The organism is Corynebacterium pacaense (genome assembly GCF_900169525.1).
Lineage (GTDB): Bacteria > Actinomycetota > Actinomycetes > Mycobacteriales > Mycobacteriaceae > Corynebacterium > Corynebacterium pacaense.
On sequence record NZ_LT821239.1, the window covers coordinates 960,093 to 985,251 of the forward strand.

Sequence of the window (25,159 nt, forward strand, 5' to 3'; positions counted from 1 at the left end):
GGATGGGAGCCAGTAGTGGTGTCGACCAGAGCCACTACCGCTCCCCAGGCACTACAGCCGATTATTCCCTGGCTTTAGCCGCAGTGTGTTCCCTCATATTAACCTCACCGGTATTAATCCAGGCGGCGTTATGAACGATCCGATCCATAATCGCATCAGCATGAACCCCACCACCAAGACGGGCATGCCAATCCTTCTTCGCGTACTGGGTGGCAAAGATCGTCGACGTGGTGTCATAGCGGCGTTCCATCAACTCCAGCAACATCGCCAGAATATGCTCATCCGGTTTCTCAAGTAACCATTCATCCAGCACCAGCACGGTAAATGCCGTGTATTTCCGGATGAACTTCGTTGCCCCCTGGGGCTGATCCGCAGCCATCCGCCACGACTCCGCCAGATCAGGCATCCGAATCACATGCGCCCGATACCGGTGATGACAAGCTGCTTTCGCAATCGCTGACGCCAAATACGATTTGCCGGACCCAGTGAACCCCTGCAACACAATATTGCGGTTGCTTCCTACAAAGCTGCAGGTCCCAAGCTCAGCGATCACGGATCGATCCAGGCCACGCTGCTCGATCAGATCAATGGTGCGCAGATCCGCATTCGGGTAGCGCAGACCAGCGCGTTTGATCAACCCGGTGACTTTGGTATCGGTAAACGCGGTGTAGGCATCATCCACAGCCAAGCGGATCCGCTCAGCGAAGGGCAGATCCATCGTGAGGTGAGCATCTTGGGTTTCCAGAGCCGTAAGCAGTTCCCCTGCACCCATTTCACGGAGTTTCGCCTTGGTTGAAATATCAATGATGCTCATTTCTCTCCTCCTGCATAGTAGGACGCCCCGCGGACATAACCGGAGGGTGCGTTGTCAGGCTCTGATAACTCAACTGTGCCGGCCTTGTCCCTGTTGCTAGCCAAAATCGGGTGAAGATGGCCATACCGTGGGGAATAGATCCCACTGGCCAGTGCCAGTGCTGCAGCCGCTTCCAACCGGGCAGGTGAAAAACGCCGCGATAAGCGCAACACTGCCAGGGCAGGGTTAACGGCCTGGTCGTCCACGGGGACGGATCCAAACATCCGCTCCACCACCTGCGCTGTGTGCGAGCCAATCCTGCTGGCCCACTCAGTCAAACGCTCACGATCCCATTCCCGCCACGCTTTACCTTCCGGGAGATCTGCTTCCCGGGTGGCGTACTGGTTGATCGCTGTTGCAGGTAGGAGCACATGCGATGCCAGGCGCCGGTCACGCTGCCACACTTCCAGCAGCTGAGCGGTGATCCTTAGATCCACGTGTTCGCCGACATGGATATATGGCACCGAATAGTAGTTCTTCGCCCAGGTCACATGCCCATTGCGTGCCACCCGACGTCGTCTGACCCAGGTGCTGATCTCATAGGTCACCACCGGCAGGGGCCGCAACAGAGCCTGTTCTTCCTCCTGAAATACGCTGTGGCGACTACCGGGGCGTTTCTGGAAAGCCTCGACGTTATACGCCGTGATTCGCTGGGCGATTGCTGCTTTCAACTCCGACAGGCTGGTGAAGCTTTGGTGCCGCAGGGCTGCGATCACGACGGTGGCGACATGGCCGACGGTGTTTTCCACCGCGGGTTTATCCTTTGGTGCTCTGACCCTGCCCGGCAGGACTGCGGCCGAATAATGCGCTGCCAGTTCCCGGTAGGCATCATTCAGGACGATCTCGCCGTCACGGGGATGCGAGATCACCCCGGTTTTCAGGTTGTCACAGACGATCCTGGGAACAGATCCGCCGAAGAACTCAAACATGGACACATGCGCGCGCAGCCAGGTGTCTTGTTTCATATCCAGGGTCGGTTCGACAAATGCCAGTCGGCTAAACGCCAGGCAGGCGATGAAAAGATAGACTGTCCGCGTCTGACCGGTGACAGGGTCCAGCAATTGCATGGTGGGGCCTGACCAGTCGACTTCGACGGTGCGTGCCGCCTTGTGTCCAACCCGGGAATCGACCCCGGTGACCATGACATGTCGCTCATAACCACGACAGAAACGGTCATAGCTCATGGGCACCCCGACAGATGCTGAGACCTTATCGGCGTATTCACCGTGGAGTAGTTTCAAGGTCACACCGACTTTCGCCAGTTCCTTGTGAACCTGAGCCCAGTCTGGTTGGACGAAGACACTTGTGTGGTCGCCGCGTCCGGGGAACAGCAGGGCGTAGACGTCGGCGTCGTCGACGTCAGCGATGTCCTCGAAATCAATGTCCAGTCTGTCCGCGGCGTCGTAGACCGCGGTGATGCTGTTGCGCGAGATGTGCTGTGAGGCGGCGATTGCTCGCCGTGACAGCCCTTCGGCGCGAAGGCGAAGCACACGCTTCGCTGGTATTCGATTTACCATCAGGGGTAACTCCTTTAAGTCATATGCCTCTCATATGACTTAAAGGAGCCTAAAGATGGTGGCTCTGCTCGACACCACGAATGGCTCTCAACGAGACCAACAGCACGTGAAGGCAAGTGGTTCCCAAGCGCACCATTACTGGCTCTTGTGACCGCGAATATTCAACTAAGAGAAGTTACAAGCGGGCATACTGCATAATGAAGCGATGAAAAAAAGTTTTAAAACTCTTGTTGCTGCAACCACAATCTCTTTATTCCTATCGTTGCCTCTGCAGCAAGCAAGCGGAATTTCATTGTTTTCTTCATCCAGTTCAGATGCTCGGGATACGCCGATCTCAGTGGTGCCCGAAGAGCCCGAGGAACCAGTTGATAATCGCCCATTGTCGATTCGTCTCGTAGAGGCTGCAGAAACTCATTTCAGATCCCAGGGTTTTACAATTAGACCTAAGTTAACTGAGTACGCTCAAAAATATGTTGATACCAATGGAGGTAGATCGAGCTTAACTGATCGGGAAGAGCTTTCTAGGATGGAGAAAGAAAGTGGGTACTGCGGATGGGGAGGTCTGATTACCTATGGGTTACCGATACAGCTGGAACAGTACATTTACAGCTTCAAAGATGGGACGTATTCGACGGATAGCTTTAGCTACGGCGATGTAGGGATAGCTCTGTCTGAGGCTGACTCATACGGAAAAGTGAGGTTCGCTATCTGGGAAGCTGAGCCCTGTTTAGATGAAACATTGGTTGTTGAATCATAAGATTCAACAGATTTTAGGCACCTTGACGTAGCTGAAGTCCATGTTGTTGCAGATACTGTTTGACGTTGAGGTCTTCACCAAGGAGATAGAAACGTGCCAGATAATCTGTAAAACTCCGGGTCACGTCTGAATCGGTATCGTTAAATGGTGCTGTCAATAGAAACAGTGACCCAGCACTGATGAGCATGGAGTTGGCCGCGAATAAAGCGGTTCGCTTATTTCCGTCCTCAAATGGCTGAGCCCGGGAGACATTGATAAATATTTCAATCGCGCGATCTTCTACGGACATCTCCATATCAAGGCGTTTTTCGTGCTGAATCCTGCATAAGTCATCGAGCTTTTCCAGCGTCAGTGCTGGTGGGACATAGCGGCCGTACACGGTGCTAACGCCAATGTTCTGACTATCGGTGCGCAATTGTCCTGGGTTGCGTGCACCACTACGAACAAGCGTGTTGTTAATGCCTCTGAGGTGGTCGGCGTCGACTTCCAATGTTGCGTTTCTGATGACGAAAAGTGCTGCCTCACGAAGATCTTGTAGTAATGCTAGATCTGCACGACTGTAGATTTCTGTTGTGCTACCTGTCTTAAGAAGCGCTCTGGTTGCAGGTCGTGAACAGCGGAGATTATCAAATACCCTTCCTGCGGTAAAGATGACATCGGTCAATTCCAGAAGATCTGTAACTTCGTTTTCTCCTTCCGCCATGATTATCGCTGTCTTCCTGTACTGGTTCCGATTGAATCCGTAACTATCAAAAGGATAAGCCTACGTAGTCTGACCAGTGGCTAGTTAACAGTCTACTCATCCCGAACACAGGCGACTTAGACATCATGCGCGGTCAAGAAATCCCATCGGAGGAGAAACTGATGCTACAGATAGTTTTTAACATCACCCCGGAACAAGAGCGGGCTTTGAAAGGGTTGGACAGTCCACATATTCGCCAGGGAACCGGCGGTGTCTTATTTGCCGTGGAAGTCGTGGACGATAGCGAAGTCAATGCTTACACAGTTGCTCCTGACGGGACGCTTATCTCCGAGAGACTCGAAGGGCTTTGGTCAGGGCTGGTCCCAGTTTTAAATCTAGGTGTTAGACGTTGGCACGGTCGTGTCCAAGCATCGGCGACATGGCTTTGGAAATGATGAGCTAGTGAGCCCCCGGTGTTCTACCCCCGAATCACCTTTTTGAGGTGTTGATTTAGGGTCTTTGGCTTAAACCAACAGTTTTGAGCATTAAAAGACCAGGTTAAACAGGGAAACTGCGTTTTCCATGGGACCACCCTGGGGCCGTCATGTCGACCCCTGGGGCGGGTGTTTAGCCCTAGTTCCTGCTTCCAATTCTTCCTAGGATGAAGCTATGGAACACAAACTTCGACATGATACTCAATGGATTGGGTGAAATAATGACTCACGAAGAATACCTCGCAACGATCGTGAACAATGCTCAGATGCTACCGGGCATCAATTTCTTGGCTGATTTGCTAGGGAAAGACGATGAGGAAGACGATAGACCTGAAGGGGACTTTGACTACACTGCCGACGTTATTAGAGGCGCACTGTTTTTAGCCAGCCTTCAAATGAGCGATGAGCTTTTCAGCGATCTACGTTTGCTGGATCGTAAATACGCAGATGAAGTGCCTAAAAATATTTTGATCGAAGACACGATGGTGCTGTGCGGTCTGCCGCAACGATACGCGCATCGCTATGACATCTTGTTTGCACAGAGATTTCTCATGGCGGTTGCCGATGTGAGCTCATACATGACAAACGGGTGGGTCGCACTGCCTACAGTGGCGCACCAAATGGCGTTCAACCTTCTCCTCAATAACGCTGAAGCGGTGGTCGACGCTCTCACAGCCTCAGATGATCGGGTTGTGCCTATTTGGCGGGGGATTATGGACATGGCTCTGTTTCGGGATAAAGACTTCGAGCTGCTCTATGATCCGAAGTTCGATGGTATCGAAGACATCCAGGACAGCAAAGCTCGGTATGAGAACCTTAATTTTGACGATTGGTTCAGTCCCTTTTTTGGTCCGGACTCGGGACCTTTACCATCCCCATACCCACAGAAAGATACCTAGAAATTAACATGTGCCAGCGCATTGTCGCGTGCCAACGGAATCTCTTCAAACCCCTAGCGAGGACATCAATGACACAAAGGAACAGCAGCTTGATCACGGATGAGCAGTTAAGTCGGGAAAACGATATTTGGGAGAAGTACGAGAGGGGGAGTGCATCCGCTAAAAGAAAGCCTAATCCAGCAAAATCCGAACGCATTGCGAGAAAACGGTACTGGAACGCCATGTGTCAGTACCGAGGGGTTCCCGAAGAGCAGCAACAACGACAAGGGGACATTCCAATCGACCCCTATGTTTCCGATCCGATCACGAATGAGCCCCGGAACATTTACCGACCAACCTGGAAAGATTCACCACTGCTACTTCATCACGGCATCGTCCTCAATGAACCTAAAAGCGCGGACGGGAAATAAACTGCCTAACAAAGAAAAAGTCGCTACCAACTCGAGAAGCTGGTAGCGATAATGCACCCTCGTTACCTGCGAGGGTGTTTTCTCATTCAGCGTCACGTGATCTCACCACCGGAGAGAAGGGTATAGATTCTCGTGCGCTGGCTAGGACTGAACGGCGGTGCGGCGTTGACGATGCTGTCAACAATCGGGTCTGATGCGATGAGCTCTGAGTTGAAGTCGATTGTCTCCGTCAAAGAGGCCTCTAGATCGCTGGCGCCAATTGGATCTGCGCGCTCGATGCTGGGGAAGCCTCGTGTCTGACTGTCGGCGTGGCGCTTTACTAAAGCACCGGGAGACCGACCGACGTAGTTAGAGGTCTCGTGGGTTGTAAGAAGGGTCGAGTCATGGCTGCGTACTTGTGGCACGGTGAAATCCTTTAGAAAGAATTTCCACCAGTACCTTTCGCCTGGACCGTACCCGGTTTAATTCCAGCGGCTATCGCGTTTTGCCGGGGCAGCGAGTCGCCCGCATCGTCTGTCGTCTCCCCATCAGCTCGAATGTGCGCAGACGGCCGCACTTGCTGTGGAGGCTGGGTCACAAAAATTCATATGGTCGGTGCCCAACCCGAGGCTCCATATGGGTGGTGAGCAATGGTTGCTCGACGCTCATCTTACATTCGGTGGGTAGCTGTGCCAAGAGGTGATTATGTGGTGGGTAGGAAGGCGCTTTTTGTCCCCGTCCAGTTCACTCATTTTGTCTTCTGGCGATGTGTTGAGTGCTCAAATTTATCGTACCCACTTCCCGTGTTCTGTTAAGAGCGAGCTTTTAAAAACGGTCATCCTCGGGCTCGCGATCACCCATTCACCGGAGGAGCTCAACTTCGTCCTGGTGGACTTCAAAGGAGGGGCGACGTTCCTCGGTTTCGAGGCGCTGCCGCATACCTCCGCCGTCATCACCAACCTCTCCGAGGAATCGGTGCTGGTGGAGCGCATGCATGACGCGATCTCCGGGGAGATGAACAGGCGCCAGGAGCGGCTCAGGAGTGCGGGCGGCTTCGCCAACGTCGACGAGTACAACGCCGCAGCCGGCACCCGCGGCGATCTGGAACCGATGCCGGCCCTGGTGATCGTGCTCGATGAGTTCTCCGAGCTGCTCGGTCAGCACCCGGACTTCGCCGACCTCTTCGTCGCCGTCGGCCGGTTGGGGCGTTCGCTGCACATCCATCTCCTGCTGGCCAGCCAGCGATTGGAGGAGGGCAGGCTGCGCGGGCTCGATTCCCACCTCTCCTACCGAATCGGGCTGAAGACCTTCTCCGCCTCCGAATCCCGCCAGGTGCTCGGCATCAACGACGCCCACCACCTGCCGGCACAACCCGGTGCGGGGTTCCTGCGCTCGGATGTCGAATCCATCACCCGATTCCAGGCGAGCTACGTCTCCGGCCCGGTGACCAGGCGGGTCACCAGCACCTCGGAGAGCTCCCGCGTCCGGGTCTTCCGTGGCTGGGATGACGAGGAGCAGGCGGAGATCGAATACGGGGAGCAGACGCTTGTCGACGCCGCCGTCGCCCGCGCCGTCGCCGCAGGCGAGGCACGGGGGTGCGCCGCCAGGCAGATGTGGCTTCCCCCGCTGCCCGTGGAGGTGCCGATCGGGGGAATCGCGGAAAGTGATGCCCCGCTCCGTGTGGCCATCGGCATGATCGACCGACCCTACCTGCAGCGCCAGGACCCGTTCATCATCGATTTCTCCGGTGGCGGCGGCGCCGGGCACTGGGTGGTGTGCGGGGGACCGCAGACCGGAAAGTCGACCGCGCTGCGCAGCATCGTCGTCGCGATGTCGGCGACCCACACGACGGCGGACATCCGCTTCTACATCCTCGATCTCGCAGGTGGTGCGATGGACCATCTCGGACGGCTGCCACATGTCGCGGGCGTGGCGCAGCGCACGGACCCCGAACGGGTGCGCAGGGTCATCGATGAGGTCACCAGCCTGATCGAGGATCCGGAGTCCCGGCACACCTTCCTCCTCGTCGATGGGTGGCAGACGCTCACGCAGGAGTTCGATGATCTCTTTGACACCCTCGCCCACATCGCCTCCCACGGACTGGCCGCCCGCGTCCATCTTCTGATCTCGACCAACCGCTGGAGCGCGGTCCGGCCTGCGGTACGCGACCTGGTCACGGGGCGTTTCGAGCTGCGCCTGGGCGAGGCGATGGATTCACTGATCGACCGTAAGGCCCAGCAGCGCATTCCAGCCAGCGCCGGCCGCGGGTTGACGGCACGGGCGGAGCAGATGCTGATCGCCAACACCACCACACAGGACATCGCGCATGTCTGTGTCGCCACGCAGGACCAGCCGCCGGTTCCGGCCCTCAACGTCCTGCCCACCCGCATCGCCCTGCACGAACTGGACGCCGGGGGACCGGGAATCCCACTGGCCCGCGGCGGTCGGAACCTCCGCACCCTGTACTGGGATCCGAGGTCGAGCAGACACCTCATGGCCTTCGGTTCACAGGGCTGCGGGAAGAGCACCCTGCTGCGCACCGTCATGGCAGGGCTGAGCATCCTGGGTAGGGACAGCGCCCGCCTGGTAATCATGGATTTCCACCGCGCGCATCTGGGGGTGGTGGAGGAATCGACGCTCGCCGCCTATTGCGCCACCTCCACCGCGGCGCAGAAGACGGTGTCCGACCTTCTCACCACCCTCACCGCCAGACTCCCCGGACCCGACATCACCCCCGAGCAGTTGCGAGCCAGATCCTGGTGGGAGGGCCCCGACATCTATCTGGTCATCGACGATTGTGACCTGCTGCCCGCGGGCCTGCTGCACCCGCTCCGGGACATTCTGCCCCATGCGCGCGACGTCGGGCTGCACGTGGTCATCGCGCGGAAGTCCGGAGGTGCGCCGCGGGCGCTGTTCGACCCGGTGCTCGCGGAGATCCGCGACCAGTCGCCCCAGGTTCTGCTCTTCGACGCCGATCGCGACGAGGGCCAGATCCTCGGTATCAAACCCGTCAGCCTGTCACCGGGTCGTGCCACCATGCAGATCCGGGGTGAGGTCATCGGGGTCTGTCAGGTCGCGGAGCTGGGCGGTGAAACCGCATGAGGATCGCCATCGACGAGACCGTGAGCATCTTTCAGGGTTCGCGGGGTGCGGACAGCGTGCATCGATACGACCTGCCCGCGGAGGGCATCGTCGAGGGGTGGGCGATACCCGCGATGGTGGAACAGACCAGGGATCTCGCGGAATCCTGGCCGGAGGTCGAGGTTGACGTCGCAGGCGATGGGCCCGCAGCCGAGATCCTCATCCGCACCCTTGCCGCGCAGGGGGTCACCGCCAGGAGGGAGGAGGTCGAACCGGTGGCGGCCGGTGAGCCGGTTCCGGTCCGGCGGCCCACCCACGGCAGGAGGGGTACACGGCACCGGGGGATCAGCGCCCTGCGGCTGGTGCTCTCCCTCGGCCTGGTCTGCGGTATCGCACTGACCTGGTTTCTGGTCGGCGGAATGAACGGCAGGTCCCCGGCCCCGGTTGTGCCCTTGGTGCCGGCCACGCAGGCGGCGGGGCCGGGGCCGGTCGCGGTGAGTTCCGCGGCGGAGGCGTCGACAAGCCCGGTGGCACCGGCGTCGGTGGTGCTCATCGACGGGGACATCCAGATCGAGGCGCCCTTCGGCAGCGAGCTGCGCGCCGGGATCGTCACCGGTATCGATGCCGATCTCCGGGTCCATCTGGCGCTGGATCCGGTGGTCGGGGATGAGCGGCGGACCAGGGATGCGCTGCAGGCGATGATCGATGAGGATCCGACCCTGGAGCTCGCCACGGGTGCGGGTGTTCGCGGGGTGCTCGCCCCGATCAGCTATGTCGAAAGGCCCGGAGACGGCTCGATCGTCACCTGGACCACCTGGTTCGATGCGGGGCGGCGGGTCAGCGTCGGATGCCATTCGCGGCGTGAGCCGCACCCCTCGCATGATTCGGCATGTGCCGGAATCGCCGAGTCGCTGACGGTCATCGAGGGCAGTGGCGGGGAATTTCCCGGAATCAGGGAACCGTAGGGGACCGGGAACAGTCATACATAGACAGAAAAGGAAAACAGCCTTTTCATGGAGATCAAGCCGGGCGCGGGTCATAGCGCCCCGACTCTCCACCCACACCGTTTTGTTCAAGGAGGGGGGAACCCACAATGTCGAATCTTTTCAAGACCGAATCCGATGTGATGGTGGCCACCGCTGGCCGCGTCGATGACACCAATGATCAGGTCCAGGGGGAACTGAACCGGCTTCGCGGAGTCGTGGACTCCGTGCGGGGGAGCTGGGCCGGGCAGGCGCAGGTGAGCTTTGATGAGCTCATGTCGAGGTGGAATGCCTCGGCCCGCGAACTGCAGGAGGCGTTGCAGTCCATCTCGGACAACATCCGCAGCAACGCCAGATCTTTCGAGAACACCGAAACCGACAACGCTCAGGCCTTCAACGCCGTCGGCGGTGGCGCCGGAGCCGGCCTCGCGTTGTAAGAGCACCCACCTACGATTCCCGAAGGAAACCATCAGATATGGATATGATCCGCTATGAATTCGGCGCGATTCAGGGCGCCGCCACCGACATCAATTCGACCTCCGGTCGCATCAACTCACTGCTCGACGGACTCAAATCCCAGCTGCAACCCATGGTCGCCAGCTGGGAGGGCTCCTCCGCGGAGGCCTACAACGAGGCCCAGCTGAAATGGGACCGCGCAGCGGCGGAGCTCAACACCATCCTCGCCACCATCTCCCAGACCGTCGAGCGTGGCAGTGAGCGGATGAGCGACGTGAACAGGATGGCCGCCAACAGCTGGGGCGCCTGAGTACAGTGCGCCGTGGCGCCCTGTGCGTGCATTCCAGATCGCCTCGTTTCCAATCCACGTCCCGAGGCACACCAGCACCCCGTGATCAGGGGCGCACCCACAGCCACGCCATGAGGGCCGCATCCGGGTCCCCGGACCCTCGGACACGCGGTCCAGCCTCCCCCTCCCCGGGGGAGGCTCTCGCCGTTTCACCGGGTTTTGGGCTTTCGGCCGATCAACCTGTAGGCTTCATTGTTTGTATATGGAGTCCGTGCGCGTCCCCCAGTGGGATCGCGGGGACAGCAGGACATTTCGGGTCACCACCGGCCGCCGAGATGGATCCCTCCGCATGCGTTCATGGCTGGCAGTTCTAGACAGACTTATATTTAAGGAGTCATTTTGTCTACTTACCACCCGAAGAGCGGTGACATCACCCGCAAGTGGTACGTCATCGACGCCACTGACGTGGTCCTCGGTCGTCTGGCCACCCATGCCGCCGACCTCCTTCGCGGCAAGGGCAAGCCCCTGTTCGCGCCCAACGTTGACTGCGGTGACCATGTCATCATCATCAACGCCGACAAGATCGCCGTCACCTCCAACAAGCGTGACCGTGAAATGCGCTACCGCCACTCCGGTTACCCGGGCGGTCTGAAGTCCATGACCCTGGGTCGTTCCCTGGAACTGCATCCGGAGCGTGTGATTGAAGAGTCCATCGTCGGCATGATGCCGCACAACAAGCTGACGAGCGCATCCGCAAAGAAGCTGCACGTTTTCGCAGGCTCGGAGCACCCCTACGCGGGTCAGCAGCCTGAGACCTACGAGATCAAGAAGGTGGCCCAGTAATGTCCGAGCCGATCCAGAACGAGAACGTAGAGAGCAACGTCGCCGACGCCGCCGATATCGCCGCAGCTGTTGCCGCAACCGAGGAGTTCACCAACACCATCGGTGAGGCAATCGCGGTCCTCGAAGAGGAAGAGGCCATCGCCGCCACTCCCCTCGAGTTCGAGGGTGCCATCCAGACCGTTGGCCGCCGTAAGCGCGCCATCGTCCGCGTCCGCCTTGTCGCCGGTTCCGGCGAGTTCAAGTGCAACGGCCGCACTCTGGAGGAGTACTTCCCCAACAAGCTGCACCAGCAGCTGATCAAGGCCCCGCTGGTGCTTCTTGGCCGCGAGGACCAGTTCGACATCCAGGCAAACCTGCAGGGTGGCGGACCGACCGGTCAGGCCGGTGCCTTCCGTCTGGCCATCGCCCGTGCGCTCAACGCCTACAACCCGGCTGAGCGTCCGACCCTGAAGAAGGCCGGATTCCTCACCCGTGACGCCCGTGCGGTTGAACGTAAGAAGGCCGGTCTGCACAAGGCACGTCGTGCCCCGCAGTACTCCAAGCGTTGATTCTTCACCGCTTCGCAACAACCCGTTCCACCCTGCTCAACAGGGCTGGGGCGGGTTGTCCGCTTTTCAAGCCAGGGCACCCGCGGTCGGTATCATCGACGGACGGCGCGTAGACGGGTGTGAACTTCGGGCCCGGGGGCACGGCGTGCATAATTGAACGCATGACTCGACTCTTTGGAACCGACGGTGTCCGCGGACTGGCCAACAAAACACTCACGGCCGGACTCGCCCTCAAACTCGGGGCAGCCGCCGCCCAGGTGCTCACAGCGGATATGCGCAGCTCGGGTCGGCGCCCCACCGCCATCATCGGCCGGGATCCCCGCGTCTCCGGTGAGATGCTGGCCGCGGCACTGGCCGCAGGGATGGCCAGTCGCGGAGTGGACGTGCTCAGGGTGGGGGTCATCCCCACCCCGGCCGTGGCCTTCCTCACCGATGACTACGGTGCCGACATGGGCGTGATGATCTCCGCCTCCCACAATCCGATGCCGGACAACGGCATCAAGTTCTTCTCCGCCGGGGGCCACAAGCTGCCCGACGAGGTGGAGGATGAGATCGAGCGGGTGATGAACGGTCTGCCGGAGGAGGGGCCCACCGGTCACGGCATCGGCCGTGTCCTGGAGGAGGCGGCCGACGCCAGGGACCGCTACCTTCACCATCTGGCGGGTGCGGTGCAGACGCGTCTCGACGGCATCACCGTGGTGGTGGACACCGCAAACGGTGCCGCGAGCGAGGTGGCGCCAAAGGCCTATGAGGCCGCCGGTGCCAGGGTCATCGCCATCCACAACAAGCCGAACGCCTACAACATCAACGATAAGTGCGGATCCACCCACATCGATCAGATTCAGGCCGCGGTGGTTGAGCACGGAGCGGACCTCGGCCTCGCCCACGACGGTGACGCCGACCGCTGCCTGGCCGTGGACAGCGAAGGCAACGTCGTCGACGGGGATCAGATCATGGCGATCCTCGCCATAGCGATGAAGGAGAACGGTGAGCTGCGCAAGAACACGCTCGTAGCCACCGTCATGAGCAACCTGGGACTGCAGCTGGCCATGGACCGGGCAGGCATCGAAATGCGCACGACCAAGGTCGGTGACCGTTACGTGCTGCTCGACCTCAACGAGGGGGGCTACAGTCTCGGCGGCGAGCAGTCCGGCCATATCGTCCTCCCCGATCACGGCACCACCGGTGACGGAACCCTGACCGGGCTCTCCCTGATGGCGCGGATGGCTGAAACGGGCAAGTCACTGGCGGAGCTGGCGCAGGCCATGACCGTGCTCCCCCAGGTCCTGATCAACGTACCGGTATCGGACAAGTCGATAATCGTCAACGATCCGACGGTGGTTACAGCCATAGAATCCGCTGAGACGGAACTGGGTGATACCGGCCGCGTCCTGCTCCGGGCCTCCGGCACGGAGGAACTCTTCCGCGTCATGGTCGAGGCCGCGGACAAGGAACAGGCCCGGAAGGTCGCCGGACGCCTCGCCGCTGTCGTCGCGGAGGTGTAGATTCCCCACAAAAACCCGGTGTGAGGGAACCTCCGACCTCTCGGGGCAGTCCAATGTGTTGTAAGGCGAGTATCGCTGTCGTGCTCGCACCGACTGCACAGGGGGTTTCATGTCCGGATTCGAGCTGAACGTGGAAGAGGCACTCACCAATCTCAGGGGCCTGTTGAAGGAGACCACGGCACAAGGTGAGCTCCACCAACAGCAGGTACCGCACTATCGGGCGGTGGACGCAGGACGGGGGTTCGCCGACCGTGGCGCACTGGTCGCGGCGATGTTTACACAGCTGCACCACGGTGGTGGCCAGCGCCTGGGTAATCTCGAATCGACGGTGTCCAGTGCCATTTCGCAGGTGGAGCGCTACATGCAGGCTGAGTCGGCCTTCGCCAGGAGTGTGGAGGGCATCGACGAGACGGTCAAGGAGACAACCGCATGAGCAGCAGCGCACCCATGGACCTCTACCGCGAGGCGGTCGCCCTGCTCACCGCGGCGGGCCGCGGACTCTACCGGGGACCGGCCGTCTCCCCGGACGCCCTGGATGAGGCCTACCTCAGTGTGCAGGATCTGGATACCGCACAGCTGAGGATCGGGGGCAGGGCCGCCTCGGGGGATTCCGACGGTACCGGTGTCGGGGGACTGGCCGGCATGGCAAGGGAGCTGCTGTACTCGGTGGCGGGGGGAACGATCGCCGGGGTGCTCTGGGATATCGCCTCGGACTGGTTGGGAAACCGCGAGGACGTCAGGGGGATAGAGGACGCGACGGGGAAGGCCGCTGATGCCATCGACTCCACCGTCGAGGAAACCTCCACCGGCATCGAGAAGATGATGGGGGAGCTGCTCGAGGTCGTCCGGATGATCGCGGAGATGTTGGAGAACACCGACCCGGAGGAGGATCCGGGCTTCTTTTCCGACTGTGTGTGCCAGGGTGCCGAGCTCATCGACTCCGGGGCCGAGATGGCCCGGGAGGTGTGCGTCGAGCGCGACCGGGCCATCCGTGACTGCTATGACCGTCTCATAGAGCACGGTCGACAGGTGTGCGCGAGATCCGCGGTCGAGGCACCGGTGGATGCGGAGAACTGCGAATCGACCACCGCGCCCACATCCCACGCCACATCTGCACCCGCAGCAGGCGCCTCCGCGCCAGAACCAGAACCAGCACCAGCACCTGGATCCGTTCCCGCGCCCCCGACCACCTCGACCGCCGCGACCGGGGCAGGCGAAGCCCCCACAGCGGGGGCCACCTCCACCGCAGCGGAAAAGGTTCCACCTGCCACCACACCGGCATCGACGGTGACCGAGGTGAGTTCCGGGGAGCCGCAGCCAAAAACAGGGGACAGCTGCGCGTCCCCGCGACCCGATACGGAGGGACGGTCATGTGAGACAGAATCCTCCACCGATTCAGGGAAGAAGACCGATTCCGGCCCCGGGGAGTGCGTGTCAATAGCTGAATCCGAGAACTGCATCCCGCACCCGGACCCGGGGACGGAATCTGAAGAGAACGTGGACATCGGTCACCTGATCATCGGAGCGGTGGGGATAGGGCTTCTCGCCGCCGGTGCCGGTGCGATATGGCAGTTCGTGGAACAGGCGGTGGCGGAGGCCCTGCAGGTTCCGGAATCGGCTCCCGTGCCGGAGCCCGCCGGTGTCCCGGAACCCGCGCCGAAACCGGCCCCCACCGCGGAGTCGGACCTGGCCGGTGTCCCGGAACCCGCGCCGAAACCGATCCCCACCGCGGAGTCGGACCTGGCCGGTGTCCCGGAACCCGCGCCGAAACCGGCCCCCACCGCGGAGTCGGACCTGGCCGGCGTCCCCGAGCCCGCGCCGAAACCGATCCCCACCGGTGAGGCCCAGGCGGTTCCCGCATCCGACAAGGCACCGGATCCCGCACCCGACAAGGCACCGGATCCGGCGCCGCAACCGCCTCCTGCACCGGAGCATGGGACAACGGACACCCCTGTGCGGAAAGCAGGGAACTGGTAATGAATGGGGAGTACCAGGAATTTCTGGCCAGGTTCCGTGAGCGCACCGCCGTTCAGTTCGCGGAGTTCGAGAAGGCGGTGGACAAGGCCAGGACGCGGGCCTCACAAGCCGCACAGGCCCTGGAGGCCTCAAAGGCAGCTGAGGCCGCGAAGGCGGAAGAGCCGGGCCACGGTGTGTCGACACCCACCGAGGGGGCCGTGGCGGCGCAGGGATACCCGCGCCCCAGGCACGCCCGGAGGATGGGTGGAACAGGTCCGGTGCAGTCGATCCTGAGGCGGGGCTGAAGGGGTGAGCGGCTACTACCGGTTCATGAACGCCAGTGGGGAATCCTCCTGCGGATTGGCCCGCTCCCGAAGTTCCGCCCCCCAGTAGGAGTGCACCTTCCTCGCCACCGCATCGGGGTCGGAGAAACCGCTGTACTTCTTGTTTCCGGCCAGCTGATGCAGCAGGAACCCGGTGAGCAGTCCGCGGACGGTTTCCTGCCCGGAAGTCTGGGGGCGGCCGATGCCGACCATTAGCTTGAACACGGTGTCCTCGGAGAATCCCTGCTGATTGAGATTGTCCAGCTCGCGGTAGCACACCGGCCCCGCCCAGTTGGCTGCAATTTTTGCCGGGTCACCGGCCTCGAGGAATCCGTTCTTCGCCGCCCCGATCACCAGCCCCGGTGCCTGCACCGACCGTGCCGCATCGCGTGCGGAGGGTGAGGTGGGGGCGGGGAAGATCGCCCCCACCGCCTTGACGGTCGTGCGGTTGGCCGAGGCGAGGATGGCCGCCCCGGCGCCCATTCCATGACCGGCGACGCCGAGTTTCTGGGGGGAGACCGTGGCGTTTCCGGCGCCGAGTTTGACCCCCGCCAGGATCTGCAGGCAGGACTCCAGGTCCGCGGCCAGACCCCGGTGGCTGGGCATGAAACCCTTCTCAGTATCGGGGGCGGCCACAACAATTCCCCAACTGGCCAGGTGCCGCAGTGTCTGGTGGTAGAACCTGATGGATTTCATCCAGTCATGGCCGAAGGCGACGCCGGGAAGCCCGTTACCCTCGGCGGGGGTGTAGACCTTGCCGGGGATTCCCGCATAGTTGAGGTCCCCGACGAGGACACGGTGGGGACCGCGCTTGGACAGCTTGGACAGGTGTTTGTTCAGATTCTCAGCCACGTGTTCAAGGATAGTGGAAGACAGGTCGTGACAAACCCCGAAGCCGATCCCGGTGCCGTCCGGCCCCCGTGGGCAATCGCTGCGTGCCTGGGCGGCGGTGGCACAATGGTAAAGCATGAATCTCCTGCGCACCCGGATTGATCTCGATGCCATCGCCCACAACACCCGCGCACTCAAGGCCATGGCCGGGCCGGTGGCGCTGATGGCGGTGGTCAAGGCCGATGCCTACAACCACGGGGTCGACCGCGTGGCCCCGGTCATGGCGACCAACGGGGCTGATGCCTTCGGCGTCGCCACGCTCGGGGAGGCCCTGCACCTGCGCTCACTCGGACTCACCCAGCCGATTCTGTGCTGGATCTGGTCACCTGAGCAGGACTTCCGCGCCGCGATCGATGCCGGCGTCGATCTGGCGGTCATCTCCACGCGCCACGCCCGTGCGCTTGTCGACGCCTCCGCCGGCACCCCGGTGCGGGTGAGTGTGAAGGTGGACACCGGACTGCACCGCTCCGGTGTGGACGAGGCCGACTGGGAGGAGGTGTTCACCCTGCTCCGCGACTGCCCCGGCATTGAGGTCACCGGATTGTTCACGCACCTGGCCTGCGCCGATGATCCCTCTGATCCGGAGACCGACCGCCAGGCGGAGAGCTTTTCCAGGGCGATCGGTCTGGCGCGGGATCTCGGACTCGAGGTTCCGGTCAACCACATCTGCAATTCCCCGGCGGCGCTGACCCGCCCGGATCTGTATCACGGGATGATCCGCCCCGGGGTGGTGCTCTACGGCCTGGAACCGGTTCCGGGTCTGGATCACGGTTTGCGCCCGGCGATGAGCTGGGTGGGTGACATCACCGTGGTCAAGCCGATCCGAGCCGGTGAGGCGACCTCCTACGGACTGACCTGGCGGGCGGAGGAGGACGGCTTTCTGGCCGTCGTGCCCGCCGGATACGCCGACGGTGTCCCGCGCATGGCCCAGGGAAGGATCCGGGTCGGTATCGGAGGGCGGTTCTACGATCAGGTGGGAAGGGTGTGCATGGATCAGTTCGTTGTCTCCCTGGGGTCGAATCCGCACGGGGTGACCCCCGGCGATGAGGCCGTGATCTTCGGTGAGGGGGGCATGAGCGCCAGCGAGCTGGCGGCGAGCCTGGGAACCATCAACTATGAGGTGATCTGCCGGCCGACCGGCAGGACCGCCCGTGAGTACGAGGGGCAGGGCAGATGAGGGCCGGTTTTCCGGATTCGGGGGAGCGCCGCCTCGAGACCGCAGAGGAGACCCGGACCTTCGGCGAGCAGCTCGGCCGGGCCCTCGAGGCGGGCGATGTGGTGATTCTCGATGGCCCACTCGGCGCGGGCAAGACCACGTTCACCCAGGGAATCGCCAGGGGAATGCGGGTGGGGGGCAGGGTCACCTCGCCGACCTTCGTCATCGCCCGTGAGCACCGCCCGGTATCCGACGGGCCGACGCTGATCCATGTCGATGCCTACCGGCTCCTCGGTGAGGACCCGGACACCGCCGACCCCCTCGGCGCCCTGGATTCCCTCGATCTGGACACGGAGCTTGAGCGGGCCGTGGTGGTGGCCGAATGGGGTGGCGGACTGGTTGAGCAGATCTCCGATTCCTATCTCCTGATCAGCATCGACCGCGAGACCGCCGTGGCGGAGGACCCCGACTCCGAGGCGCGGATCTTCACCTGGGCGTATCGTCACTGAACCGGCGGCGGGATCCGGTCGGGACGGCGGCCACATGTGAGATATGCCCGCTTGTGTGGCATTGCGTCCGAATTTAGGGAAGTATGTTGGGCAGGTTAACTACTCCGCGCATCCCCTGAACATACCTGCGGCCGGGACGGCACGGAGTGTCTTAGGAGGAGTGGTCCCCCCATGCTCAGTTTCTTCGCCTCGAGTCCCCTGATTTCCCTCGTTCTCATCCTCGCGGTGGGTCTGGCCATCGGCCGTATAAGGCTGTTCGGCATTTCCCTCGGCGCCGCCGCGGTGCTGTTCGTGGCGCTGGCGCTATCCACCGCCAACCCCGACATCCAGATCCCCGCCTTTGTCTACCAGCTCGGACTGGCCATGTTCGTCTATGTCATCGGCCTGTCGGCGGGCTCGGTGTTCTTCCGTGAGTTCCCCTCACGGGGCTGGAAGCTTACGGTGTTCATGATCCTGCTGCTGTTGAGCATGGCCGGGCTGGCGCTGGTCCTGGTAAGGGCGCTGGATCTCGATCCCACGATCGGTGCAGGCATGTTCGCCGGAGCACTGACATCGACACCGGGCATGGCCGCGGTGGTCCAGCTGGTCTCCGCACAGGATCCGTCGATGGCGGGCGAACCGGTCATCGGCTACTCGCTCGCCTATCCCGGCGCGGTGCTCGGGTCGATTCTGGTGGCCGCGGTGGGCGAGAAGGTGTTCCGGATCAACCATGAGAAGGAGGCCAGGGAGGAGGGGCTGATTCTGGAGCCGCTGGTATGGAAGGGTGTGTCCCTGCGGGAGGGACTCAGCGGAACGGTGGGTGACCTGCCGGCACTCGCCGGCCAGGACATCATCGCCACCCGTATCGTCGATGACCCGCACTCCCACCGGCTGGCGGATCCGGCGCTGGAGATCACCGCGGGCATGGAACTGGTGATCAACGGAACCGAGGAGGCCGTCAACGCCGCCATTGCGGAACTGGGAAGCGAATCCGCGACCAAGATCGAGGACACCGAACTCCTCTACTCCCGGTTCACCGTCTCCAACCCCGACGTCGCGGGACGTACCGTGCGTGAACTCGATACCGTGGCCCATGGTTTCATGATTGCGCGCATCCGCAAGGGCGACACCGAGGTGGTACCCACCCTCGACACCGTGATCAACTACTCGGACCGGATCCGGGTCGTCGCCGCCCCGGGCCGCATGGGGGATGTGCGTCGATTCATCGGGGACTCGGAGAAATCCCTCGGTGATGTCAACCTCCTGCCCTTCGCCATCGGCCTCTCCCTCGGCCTGCTTCTGGGGGCGATCCCGATTCCGCTGCCCGGGGGAACCACCATGTCGCTGGGTTTCGGAGGTGGGCCGATCGTCGTCGGCCTCATCCTCGGCGCCCTCAATCGCACCGGGCCGATCACCTGGCAGCTGCCCTTCCACGCCAACAGAACCATCTCCACCCTGGGGCTGGCGCTCTTCCTGGCAGGCGTGGGCACCTCCGCGGGTGCCGGATTCAGGGTCGCACTAACCGATCCCTCCTCCCTGACCGTGATGGGCGCCGGTCTGCTGATCACACTGGCCTCCGCGGTGATCTGCGCCCTGGTGTGCACAACGGTGCTGCGTCTCCGCTGGGATGAGGCGATGGGTGTGGCGGCCGGTGCCACCACCAACCCGGCGATCATCTCCTACATCAACGGTCAGACGGGCACCGAACTGGCCAACCGCGGCTACGCCACGGTCTATCCCACGGCGATGATCGGCAAGATCATCGTCTGTCAGGTGCTCTTCCTGTTGCTGTGACCCCCTCCCCGGCTACCGTCCCGGCCGCCGGATCCGCGTAACCTGGGATGCCATGACCAATCCCACCCGCACCCACCTCGGTGACCTCGCCCTCGAGGAACTCACCCTCACCCTCCCGCTGACCACATCGGAATCGGATGGGCGGACCATTGATGTCTTCGCCCGCATCGCCACCGCGCCGGGCGGGGAGGACCGTCCCTACCTGGTGTTCCTCCAGGGCGGTCCGGGGCACGAGGCGCCGCGGCCGAGCCTGTCCCCGCTCAGCCCGAGCTGGCTGGCCGAGGCGCTCCGGCACTACCGTGTGGTGCTGCTCGATCAGCGCGGAACCGGTCGTTCCACGGCCGTCTCGGACAGCCTTCTCCAGGGGCGGAGCAGCGATGAGGTCGCGGAGTACCTCACCCACCTGCGCGCCGACGGCATCGTGCGTGACTGCGAGGCGGTGCGCGCCCACCTCGGGGTGGACAGGTGGAGTGTGCTGGGGCAGTCCTTCGGCGGTTTCACCACACTGCACTACCTGTCCACCCATGCCTACTCCCTGGACACCGTGTACTTCACCGGGGGGCTCAGCGCCATCGACCGGCCCGCCGAGGACGTCTACACCAACTGCTACTCCAGGATGCGCCACGTCAGTGAGAGCTACTACCGCCGCTTCCCAGGGCACCACGGGATCATCAGGGAGCTGGTGGAGCGTGCCAGGGCCGGGGAGATCGTGCTGCCCACCGGGGAGGTGGTCTCGGAATCGCGTCTGCGCTCCCTCGGTCACCTGCTTGGCAGCGATGACGGCTGGCTGAGCCTGCACAACCTGCTCGAACTCGATCCCGGCTCCAACACATTCCGTCACGACCTCGCCGAACTGCTGCCCTTCGGCGCCCGCAACCCCCTCTACTACGTTCTCCACGAATCCTCCTATGCGGACGGGGTGGTCACCGACTGGGCCGCGGAGCGGGCCTACCCGCGGGATTTCACCGAGGATCCGACCCTGCTCACCGGCGAGCATGTCTTCCGGGACTGGCTGGACACCGTCCCCGCACTGCGTCCCTGGAAGGAGGTCGCGCTGAAGCTGGCGGGAAACCCGTGGCCGAAGCTCTACGATGCCGCGGCACTGGAGCTCTCGGGTGCGACGGGCGCCGCGGCGGTCTACGCCAACGATGTCTACGTCCCCCTCGACTTCTCCCTGGAGACCGCGGCGCACCTCCCCGGCGTGCGCACCTTCATCACCAGCGCCCACGAGCATAACGGTCTGCGCGCGAGCAACGGGGAGGTGCTCGCGCACCTGATCGACCTGGCGCAGGGCCGACGGGTACGCTGACTGGCTGTGTTAGTTCTAGCGATCGATACCTCCACCCCCGATCTGATCACCGGCATCATCGACAGCGACTCCGGGGCCACGCTGGCCGAGCGCGTTGTGGAGGACACCCGGGCCCACAACGAGCAGCTGACCCCGATGGTGCAGGAGGCGCTCGCGGAGGCCGGAGTCTCCTTCGGTGACCTCAACGCGGTGGTCGTCGGCTGCGGACCAGGCCCCTTCACCGGCCTCAGGGTCGGAATGGTCAGCGCCGCCGCCTTCGGCGATGCCCTGGGCATACCGGTGCACGGGGTGTGCTCCCTCGATGCGATCGCCGCCGGCATCGATTGGCGGCGGTATTCCTCGGCACTGGTGGCAACCGACGCCCGCCGACGGGAGATCTACTACGCCACCTACCGCGCGGGCGTGCGTCGCAGCGGGCCGGATGTGGTCGCCCCCGGCGCGCTCGTCCTCGAAGAGGACGTTGATGTCGTGGTCATCCCGCAGCACCTCGTGGAGAAGCTGCCGGCGGCACTTGTGGGCGTCGATACGCAGCGGTTGCGGCCGACGACCGCGCACCTCCTCGCCTGCGCCGACCTGGAGGAGACCCCGGGTCCCCTGGTGCCGATGTACCTGCGCCGACCCGATGCCAAGGAACCCCGGCCGAGGCCGACCTCCGCGGCGATTCCCGAGGTGCGTCCATGAGCGCACAGTTTGAGCTGCGGGAACTCGCACGCGCGGACGCCCAGCGCTGCGCCGAGCTGGAGCAGATCCTGTTCCCCGGTGACAACCCCTGGCCCCGCGATGTCTTCGCGGTGGAGTTTTCCCATCCCACCACCTTCTACCTGGGTGCCTTCGACGGGGACCTGCTCGTCGCCTACGCGGGCCTGGCCATGCTCGGCCCGGCCGAGGATCCCGAGTTTGAGATCCATACCATCGGCGTGGATCCGGACTATCAGCGCCGCGGTCTGGGCCGGGTGCTCATGGAGCAGATGATGCATGCGGCCGACAGCCATGACGGACCGGTGTTCCTGGAGGTGCGCACCGACAACGACGCGGCGATCACCATGTACGAGGCCTTCGGTTTCCGCACCCTGGCCACGCGGAGGAACTACTACCGGCCCTCCGGGGCGGATGCCTACACCATGCAGCGTGACCGCCGCAGTGATCGTTTGGGAGAGAAGAAATGATTGTCCTTGGTATCGAGAGTTCCTGCGACGAGACCGGTGTCGGGATCGTTGAACTGGATGAGCAGGGAAATGTGCGGATCCTCGCCGACAGCGTGGCGTCTTCGATGCAGCAGCACGCGCGTTTCGGGGGAGTGGTTCCCGAGATCGCCTCCCGCGCGCACCTGGAGTCGATGGTGCCGGTGATGCGCGCGGCGCTGGCGGAGGCCGGCGTGGACAAGCCCGATGCGGTGGCCGCCACCGTCGGCCCCGGACTCGCCGGTGCGCTGCTGGTGGGGGCCAGCGCCGCCAAGGCCTACGCCGCCGCCTGGGGTGTGCCCTTCTACGCCGTCAACCACCTCGGCGGGCACGTCGCCGTGTCCAACCTCGAGGGCGCGGAACTGCCGCACTCGGTGGCGCTGCTCGTCTCGGGCGGGCACACCCAGCTGCTCGAGGTGGACAGGGTCGGACTGCCGATGCGTGAACTCGGCTCCACGCTTGACGACGCCGCGGGTGAGGCCTACGACAAGGTCGCCCGGCTGCTCGGCCTCGGTTATCCGGGCGGGCCGGTGATAGACAGGTTGGCGCGCCGCGGTGATCCGGAGGCGATCAGGTTCCCCCGCGGGTTGATGAAGAAATCCGATTCCCGTCATGATTTCTCCTTCTCGGGACTCAAGACCGCGGTCGCCCGCTATGTCGAGGCCGCGGAGCGCAACGATGAGACGATCTCGGTGGAGGATGTCTGCGCCGGCTTCCAGGAGGCGGTGTGCGATGTGCTGACCTTCAAGGCCGTGCGCGCGTGCCGCGACGTCGGGGCCGGGGTGCTGCTGCTCGGTGGCGGTGTGGCGGCGAACTCCCGCCTGCGGGAGCTCGCCGGCATCAGATGCGCCGCGGCCGGGATCGAACTGCGGGTTCCCCGCTTCCCGCTGTGCACCGACAACGGGGTGATGATCGCCGCGCTCGCGGCCCAGCTCATCCACGAGGGTGCCACCGCCTCGTCCATGTCCGTGGGCACCGATCCCTCTTTGCCCGTCTCCACTCCACAGGTGGCCTGAGTTACCTAGACTTAAACGGCATGAAGTCCGTGTTCACCGTTGATCAGATCCGCCGTGCCGAGGAGACGCTCCTGGTGCGGCAGAGCCACCCCGATGAAATGATGATCGCCGCCGCTTCCGCGGTGGCCGATGTCGCCTCGGCGATGCTGGAGCGCGAGCTGCCCGTGGCCTCCGAGGATGAGCGCGTCCTGCTCATCGTCGGCTCCGGTGGCAACGGCGGCGACGCGCTCTACGCGGGTGCCTTTCTCGCCGAGGAGGAATGGCGGGTGGATGCGCTGCTCGTGGGTGACCGCGTCCACCAGGCGGGCCTGGAGTACTTCACCTCGCAGGGCGGAAGGGTTCTTGATTCGGCGCCATCGCACTACAACTACCGTTTGCTCATCGATGGAATCCTCGGCATCGGCGGGCATGGCGGTATCGCCGTTGATATCGCCAGGTACCTGGAGAACTTCTACTCCGCGCAGATTCCGGTTCTGGCCGTCGATGTTCCCTCCGGCGTGGATGCGGACACCGGTGCGCTGCCGGAACCGGCCACCGTTGTTCTCGACGGTTATGAGCAGGACGCTCCGGTGGCGCGCCAGAAGATTCCCACCCACGTGCTGGCTGATGTCACGGTGACCTTCGGTGGTCTCAGGCGGGCGCACGCGGTCAACCGTAGCGGCGGGCAGGGGCTGCTGGTGGGTCTGCACATCGAGGCGGAGGGCGGGGTGTCACTGGCCGCCACACTGGCGGAGATTGAAACGAAGGACGCGGGGCCGAAGGTCTACGCCTCCAGGGCGTGGTCCGAGGGCCCGGCGCTCGACATCGAGGGTGCGCAGCCGATCGGCCGCCAGTTCATCTCCCTCGACCTGGAGCCGCACCCGGATTCGGACAAGTACAGCGGGGGAGTGGTCGGTGTGCTCTCCGGGAGCCGGCGCTACCCGGGCGCGGCCCTGCTGTCCCTGGCAGGTGCCGTGCGCGCCAGCAGTTCCATGGTCCGCTACGTCGGTTCAGCGCCGGTGACCCAGACCCTGCCCGAGGTGGTCGCCGCCCCGACACTTCCGGAAACCGGACGGGTGCAGGCTTGGGTGTTCGGTCCGGGGCGCGGCACCGGGCTCAGGCAGATCGATGAGCTCTCCGCGCTGCTCAGCGCACCGGAGCCGGTGCTTATCGACGCCGACGGCATCACCCTTCTGGCCCGCAGCGCGCGGTTGCGCTCCGCACTCCGGGCCCGCCGGCACGCCACTGTTCTCACCCCGCACGCCGGCGAGTTCTCCAGACTCGCCGAGCAGCTCGGGGAGATCGCGTCGCCGCTGGTGGACCCCATCGGTGCGGCGCTTGCGATGGCCGCTGAGTTCAACTGCTGTGTTCTGCTCAAGGGGCGCACCACGATCGTCGCCACCGGGGACTTCGTCTTCGCCATCGACGCCGGGCATTCCTGGTCGGCTACCCCCGGCTCCGGTGACGTGCTGGCCGGGGTGATCGGCGCGCACCTGGCGCACAGCCGCGCCGAGCTCGACCGCCTGCCGGAGTTCATCCCCGAAATGGAGCTCCCGGAGTCCGCCGTCTACTCCATCGTCGCCGTGGCGGTGACCATCCATGCGGTCGCGGCGGCGCTGTCCGCGCGCACCGAGTTCGGCCCCGCGCCGACCTCGGCATCCCGGATCGCCGATGCCGTTCCGGCGGCCACCGCGAGCGTCAATGCGGGGAAGTCCGTGAACTTTCAGTGAATTCTTGGGGCCCCGAGTCGCCGCTTTCAACCCGATGGGG

At 63.2% G+C, this 25,159-nt stretch carries 24 protein-coding genes and 1 pseudogene; 21 read left to right on the top strand and 4 right to left on the bottom strand.

Features of this window, described 5'->3' with window-relative positions; genetic code table 11:
- Positions 1-61: 61 nt before the first annotated feature.
- Both B7E02_RS04605 and istA read right to left on the bottom strand, forming a co-directional pair.
- Entirely contained in the window at positions 62-814 is a 753-nt protein-coding gene (locus B7E02_RS04605; RefSeq protein WP_080793486.1) for an ATP-binding protein, read from the bottom strand.
- Positions 811-2,370, bottom strand: a complete 1,560-nt coding sequence (gene istA, locus B7E02_RS04610) for an IS21 family transposase (protein ID WP_080793488.1) — start codon at positions 2,368-2,370, stop codon at positions 811-813. Before istA ends, B7E02_RS04605 begins: the two co-directional genes overlap by 4 nt.
- Before the next feature lie 205 nt (positions 2,371-2,575).
- Between istA and B7E02_RS14015 the strand changes: the two genes are divergently transcribed.
- Positions 2,576-3,127, top strand: a complete 552-nt coding sequence (locus B7E02_RS14015) for a hypothetical protein (RefSeq protein ID WP_143336642.1) — start codon at positions 2,576-2,578, stop codon at positions 3,125-3,127.
- 13 nt (positions 3,128-3,140) lie between these two features.
- On the opposite strand, the gene B7E02_RS04615 is transcribed toward B7E02_RS14015, so the two are convergent.
- Positions 3,141-3,830 carry a Fic family protein gene (locus B7E02_RS04615; protein WP_080793490.1) on the bottom strand — a complete coding sequence of 230 codons (690 nt, stop codon included), beginning with the start codon at positions 3,828-3,830 and terminating at the stop codon, positions 3,141-3,143.
- Between the two features lie 694 nt (positions 3,831-4,524).
- On the opposite strand from B7E02_RS04615, the gene B7E02_RS04620 reads away from it, so the two are divergent.
- From B7E02_RS04620 to B7E02_RS04680, 12 genes and pseudogenes are all read left to right on the top strand, one after another.
- The gene (locus B7E02_RS04620) at positions 4,525-5,202 is read left to right on the top strand and encodes a hypothetical protein (protein WP_245802161.1); all 678 of its coding nucleotides are present in this window, start codon (positions 4,525-4,527) and stop codon (positions 5,200-5,202) included.
- An 89-nt stretch (positions 5,203-5,291) separates the two neighbouring features.
- Entirely contained in the window at positions 5,292-5,612 is a 321-nt protein-coding gene (locus B7E02_RS04625; RefSeq protein WP_245802162.1) for a hypothetical protein, read from the top strand.
- Positions 5,613-6,398: 786 nt separating this feature from the next.
- Positions 6,399-8,693: pseudogene (eccCb, locus tag B7E02_RS04635) on the top strand (type VII secretion protein EccCb); the annotation flags it as partial.
- On the top strand, positions 8,690-9,637 hold the full coding sequence (locus B7E02_RS04640; RefSeq protein ID WP_080793497.1) for a type VII secretion-associated protein: 948 nt from the start codon (positions 8,690-8,692) through the stop codon (positions 9,635-9,637). The pseudogene eccCb and the gene B7E02_RS04640, both read left to right, overlap by 4 nt.
- Before the next feature lie 128 nt (positions 9,638-9,765).
- Entirely contained in the window at positions 9,766-10,092 is a 327-nt protein-coding gene (locus tag B7E02_RS04645; protein ID WP_080793499.1) for a WXG100 family type VII secretion target, read from the top strand.
- A gap of 38 nt (positions 10,093-10,130) precedes the next feature.
- Positions 10,131-10,421, top strand: a complete 291-nt coding sequence (locus B7E02_RS04650; RefSeq protein WP_080793501.1) for a WXG100 family type VII secretion target — start codon at positions 10,131-10,133, stop codon at positions 10,419-10,421.
- Between the two features lie 378 nt (positions 10,422-10,799).
- Positions 10,800-11,243, top strand: a complete 444-nt coding sequence (gene rplM, locus B7E02_RS04655; protein ID WP_080793503.1) for a 50S ribosomal protein L13 — start codon at positions 10,800-10,802, stop codon at positions 11,241-11,243.
- Entirely contained in the window at positions 11,243-11,791 is a 549-nt protein-coding gene (rpsI, locus tag B7E02_RS04660; protein ID WP_080793505.1) for a 30S ribosomal protein S9, read from the top strand. Before rplM ends, rpsI begins: the two co-directional genes overlap by 1 nt.
- Positions 11,792-11,952: 161 nt before the next feature.
- Positions 11,953-13,296: a phosphoglucosamine mutase gene (gene glmM / locus B7E02_RS04665; protein ID WP_080793507.1), complete on the top strand. Its 1,344-nt coding sequence runs from the start codon at positions 11,953-11,955 to the stop codon at positions 13,294-13,296.
- Positions 13,297-13,405: 109 nt separating this feature from the next.
- The gene (locus B7E02_RS04670; protein ID WP_080793508.1) at positions 13,406-13,729 is read left to right on the top strand and encodes a hypothetical protein; all 324 of its coding nucleotides are present in this window, start codon (positions 13,406-13,408) and stop codon (positions 13,727-13,729) included.
- Positions 13,726-15,273, top strand: coding sequence for a hypothetical protein (locus B7E02_RS04675; protein WP_080793510.1), 1,548 nt, complete (start codon positions 13,726-13,728; stop codon positions 15,271-15,273). Before B7E02_RS04670 ends, B7E02_RS04675 begins: the two co-directional genes overlap by 4 nt.
- On the top strand, positions 15,273-15,557 hold the full coding sequence (locus B7E02_RS04680; protein WP_080793512.1) for a hypothetical protein: 285 nt from the start codon (positions 15,273-15,275) through the stop codon (positions 15,555-15,557). The genes B7E02_RS04675 and B7E02_RS04680 overlap by 1 nt, the downstream gene beginning before the upstream one ends.
- Before the next feature lie 15 nt (positions 15,558-15,572).
- On the opposite strand, the gene B7E02_RS04685 is transcribed toward B7E02_RS04680, so the two are convergent.
- Positions 15,573-16,427 carry a poly(ethylene terephthalate) hydrolase family protein gene (locus B7E02_RS04685; RefSeq protein ID WP_080793515.1) on the bottom strand — a complete coding sequence of 285 codons (855 nt, stop codon included), beginning with the start codon at positions 16,425-16,427 and terminating at the stop codon, positions 15,573-15,575.
- Between the two features lie 115 nt (positions 16,428-16,542).
- Between B7E02_RS04685 and alr the strand changes: the two genes are divergently transcribed.
- From alr to B7E02_RS04725, 8 genes are all read left to right on the top strand, one after another.
- Positions 16,543-17,643 (top strand): alanine racemase, encoded by a 1,101-nt coding sequence (gene alr, locus B7E02_RS04690; RefSeq protein ID WP_080793517.1) that lies wholly within the window; start codon positions 16,543-16,545, stop codon positions 17,641-17,643.
- A complete protein-coding gene (gene tsaE / locus B7E02_RS04695; RefSeq protein ID WP_080793519.1) occupies positions 17,640-18,131 on the top strand; it encodes a tRNA (adenosine(37)-N6)-threonylcarbamoyltransferase complex ATPase subunit type 1 TsaE in 492 nt (163 codons plus the stop codon). Before alr ends, tsaE begins: the two co-directional genes overlap by 4 nt.
- A gap of 171 nt (positions 18,132-18,302) precedes the next feature.
- Positions 18,303-19,904, top strand: a complete 1,602-nt coding sequence (locus B7E02_RS04700) for an aspartate:alanine exchanger family transporter (RefSeq protein ID WP_080793522.1) — start codon at positions 18,303-18,305, stop codon at positions 19,902-19,904.
- Positions 19,905-19,956: 52 nt separating this feature from the next.
- Complete coding sequence (locus B7E02_RS04705; protein WP_080793523.1) at positions 19,957-21,213, top strand: alpha/beta fold hydrolase; 1,257 nt, start codon at positions 19,957-19,959, stop codon at positions 21,211-21,213.
- Positions 21,214-21,219: 6 nt separating this feature from the next.
- Positions 21,220-21,894: a tRNA (adenosine(37)-N6)-threonylcarbamoyltransferase complex dimerization subunit type 1 TsaB gene (gene tsaB, locus B7E02_RS04710; RefSeq protein WP_080793524.1), complete on the top strand. Its 675-nt coding sequence runs from the start codon at positions 21,220-21,222 to the stop codon at positions 21,892-21,894.
- Positions 21,891-22,379 (top strand): ribosomal protein S18-alanine N-acetyltransferase, encoded by a 489-nt coding sequence (gene rimI / locus B7E02_RS04715; RefSeq protein WP_080793526.1) that lies wholly within the window; start codon positions 21,891-21,893, stop codon positions 22,377-22,379. Before tsaB ends, rimI begins: the two co-directional genes overlap by 4 nt.
- Positions 22,376-23,410, top strand: coding sequence for a tRNA (adenosine(37)-N6)-threonylcarbamoyltransferase complex transferase subunit TsaD (tsaD, locus tag B7E02_RS04720; protein WP_080793528.1), 1,035 nt, complete (start codon positions 22,376-22,378; stop codon positions 23,408-23,410). The genes rimI and tsaD overlap by 4 nt, the downstream gene beginning before the upstream one ends.
- A gap of 20 nt (positions 23,411-23,430) precedes the next feature.
- Positions 23,431-25,119, top strand: coding sequence for a bifunctional ADP-dependent NAD(P)H-hydrate dehydratase/NAD(P)H-hydrate epimerase (locus B7E02_RS04725; protein ID WP_080793529.1), 1,689 nt, complete (start codon positions 23,431-23,433; stop codon positions 25,117-25,119).
- Positions 25,120-25,159: the final 40 nt, after the last annotated feature.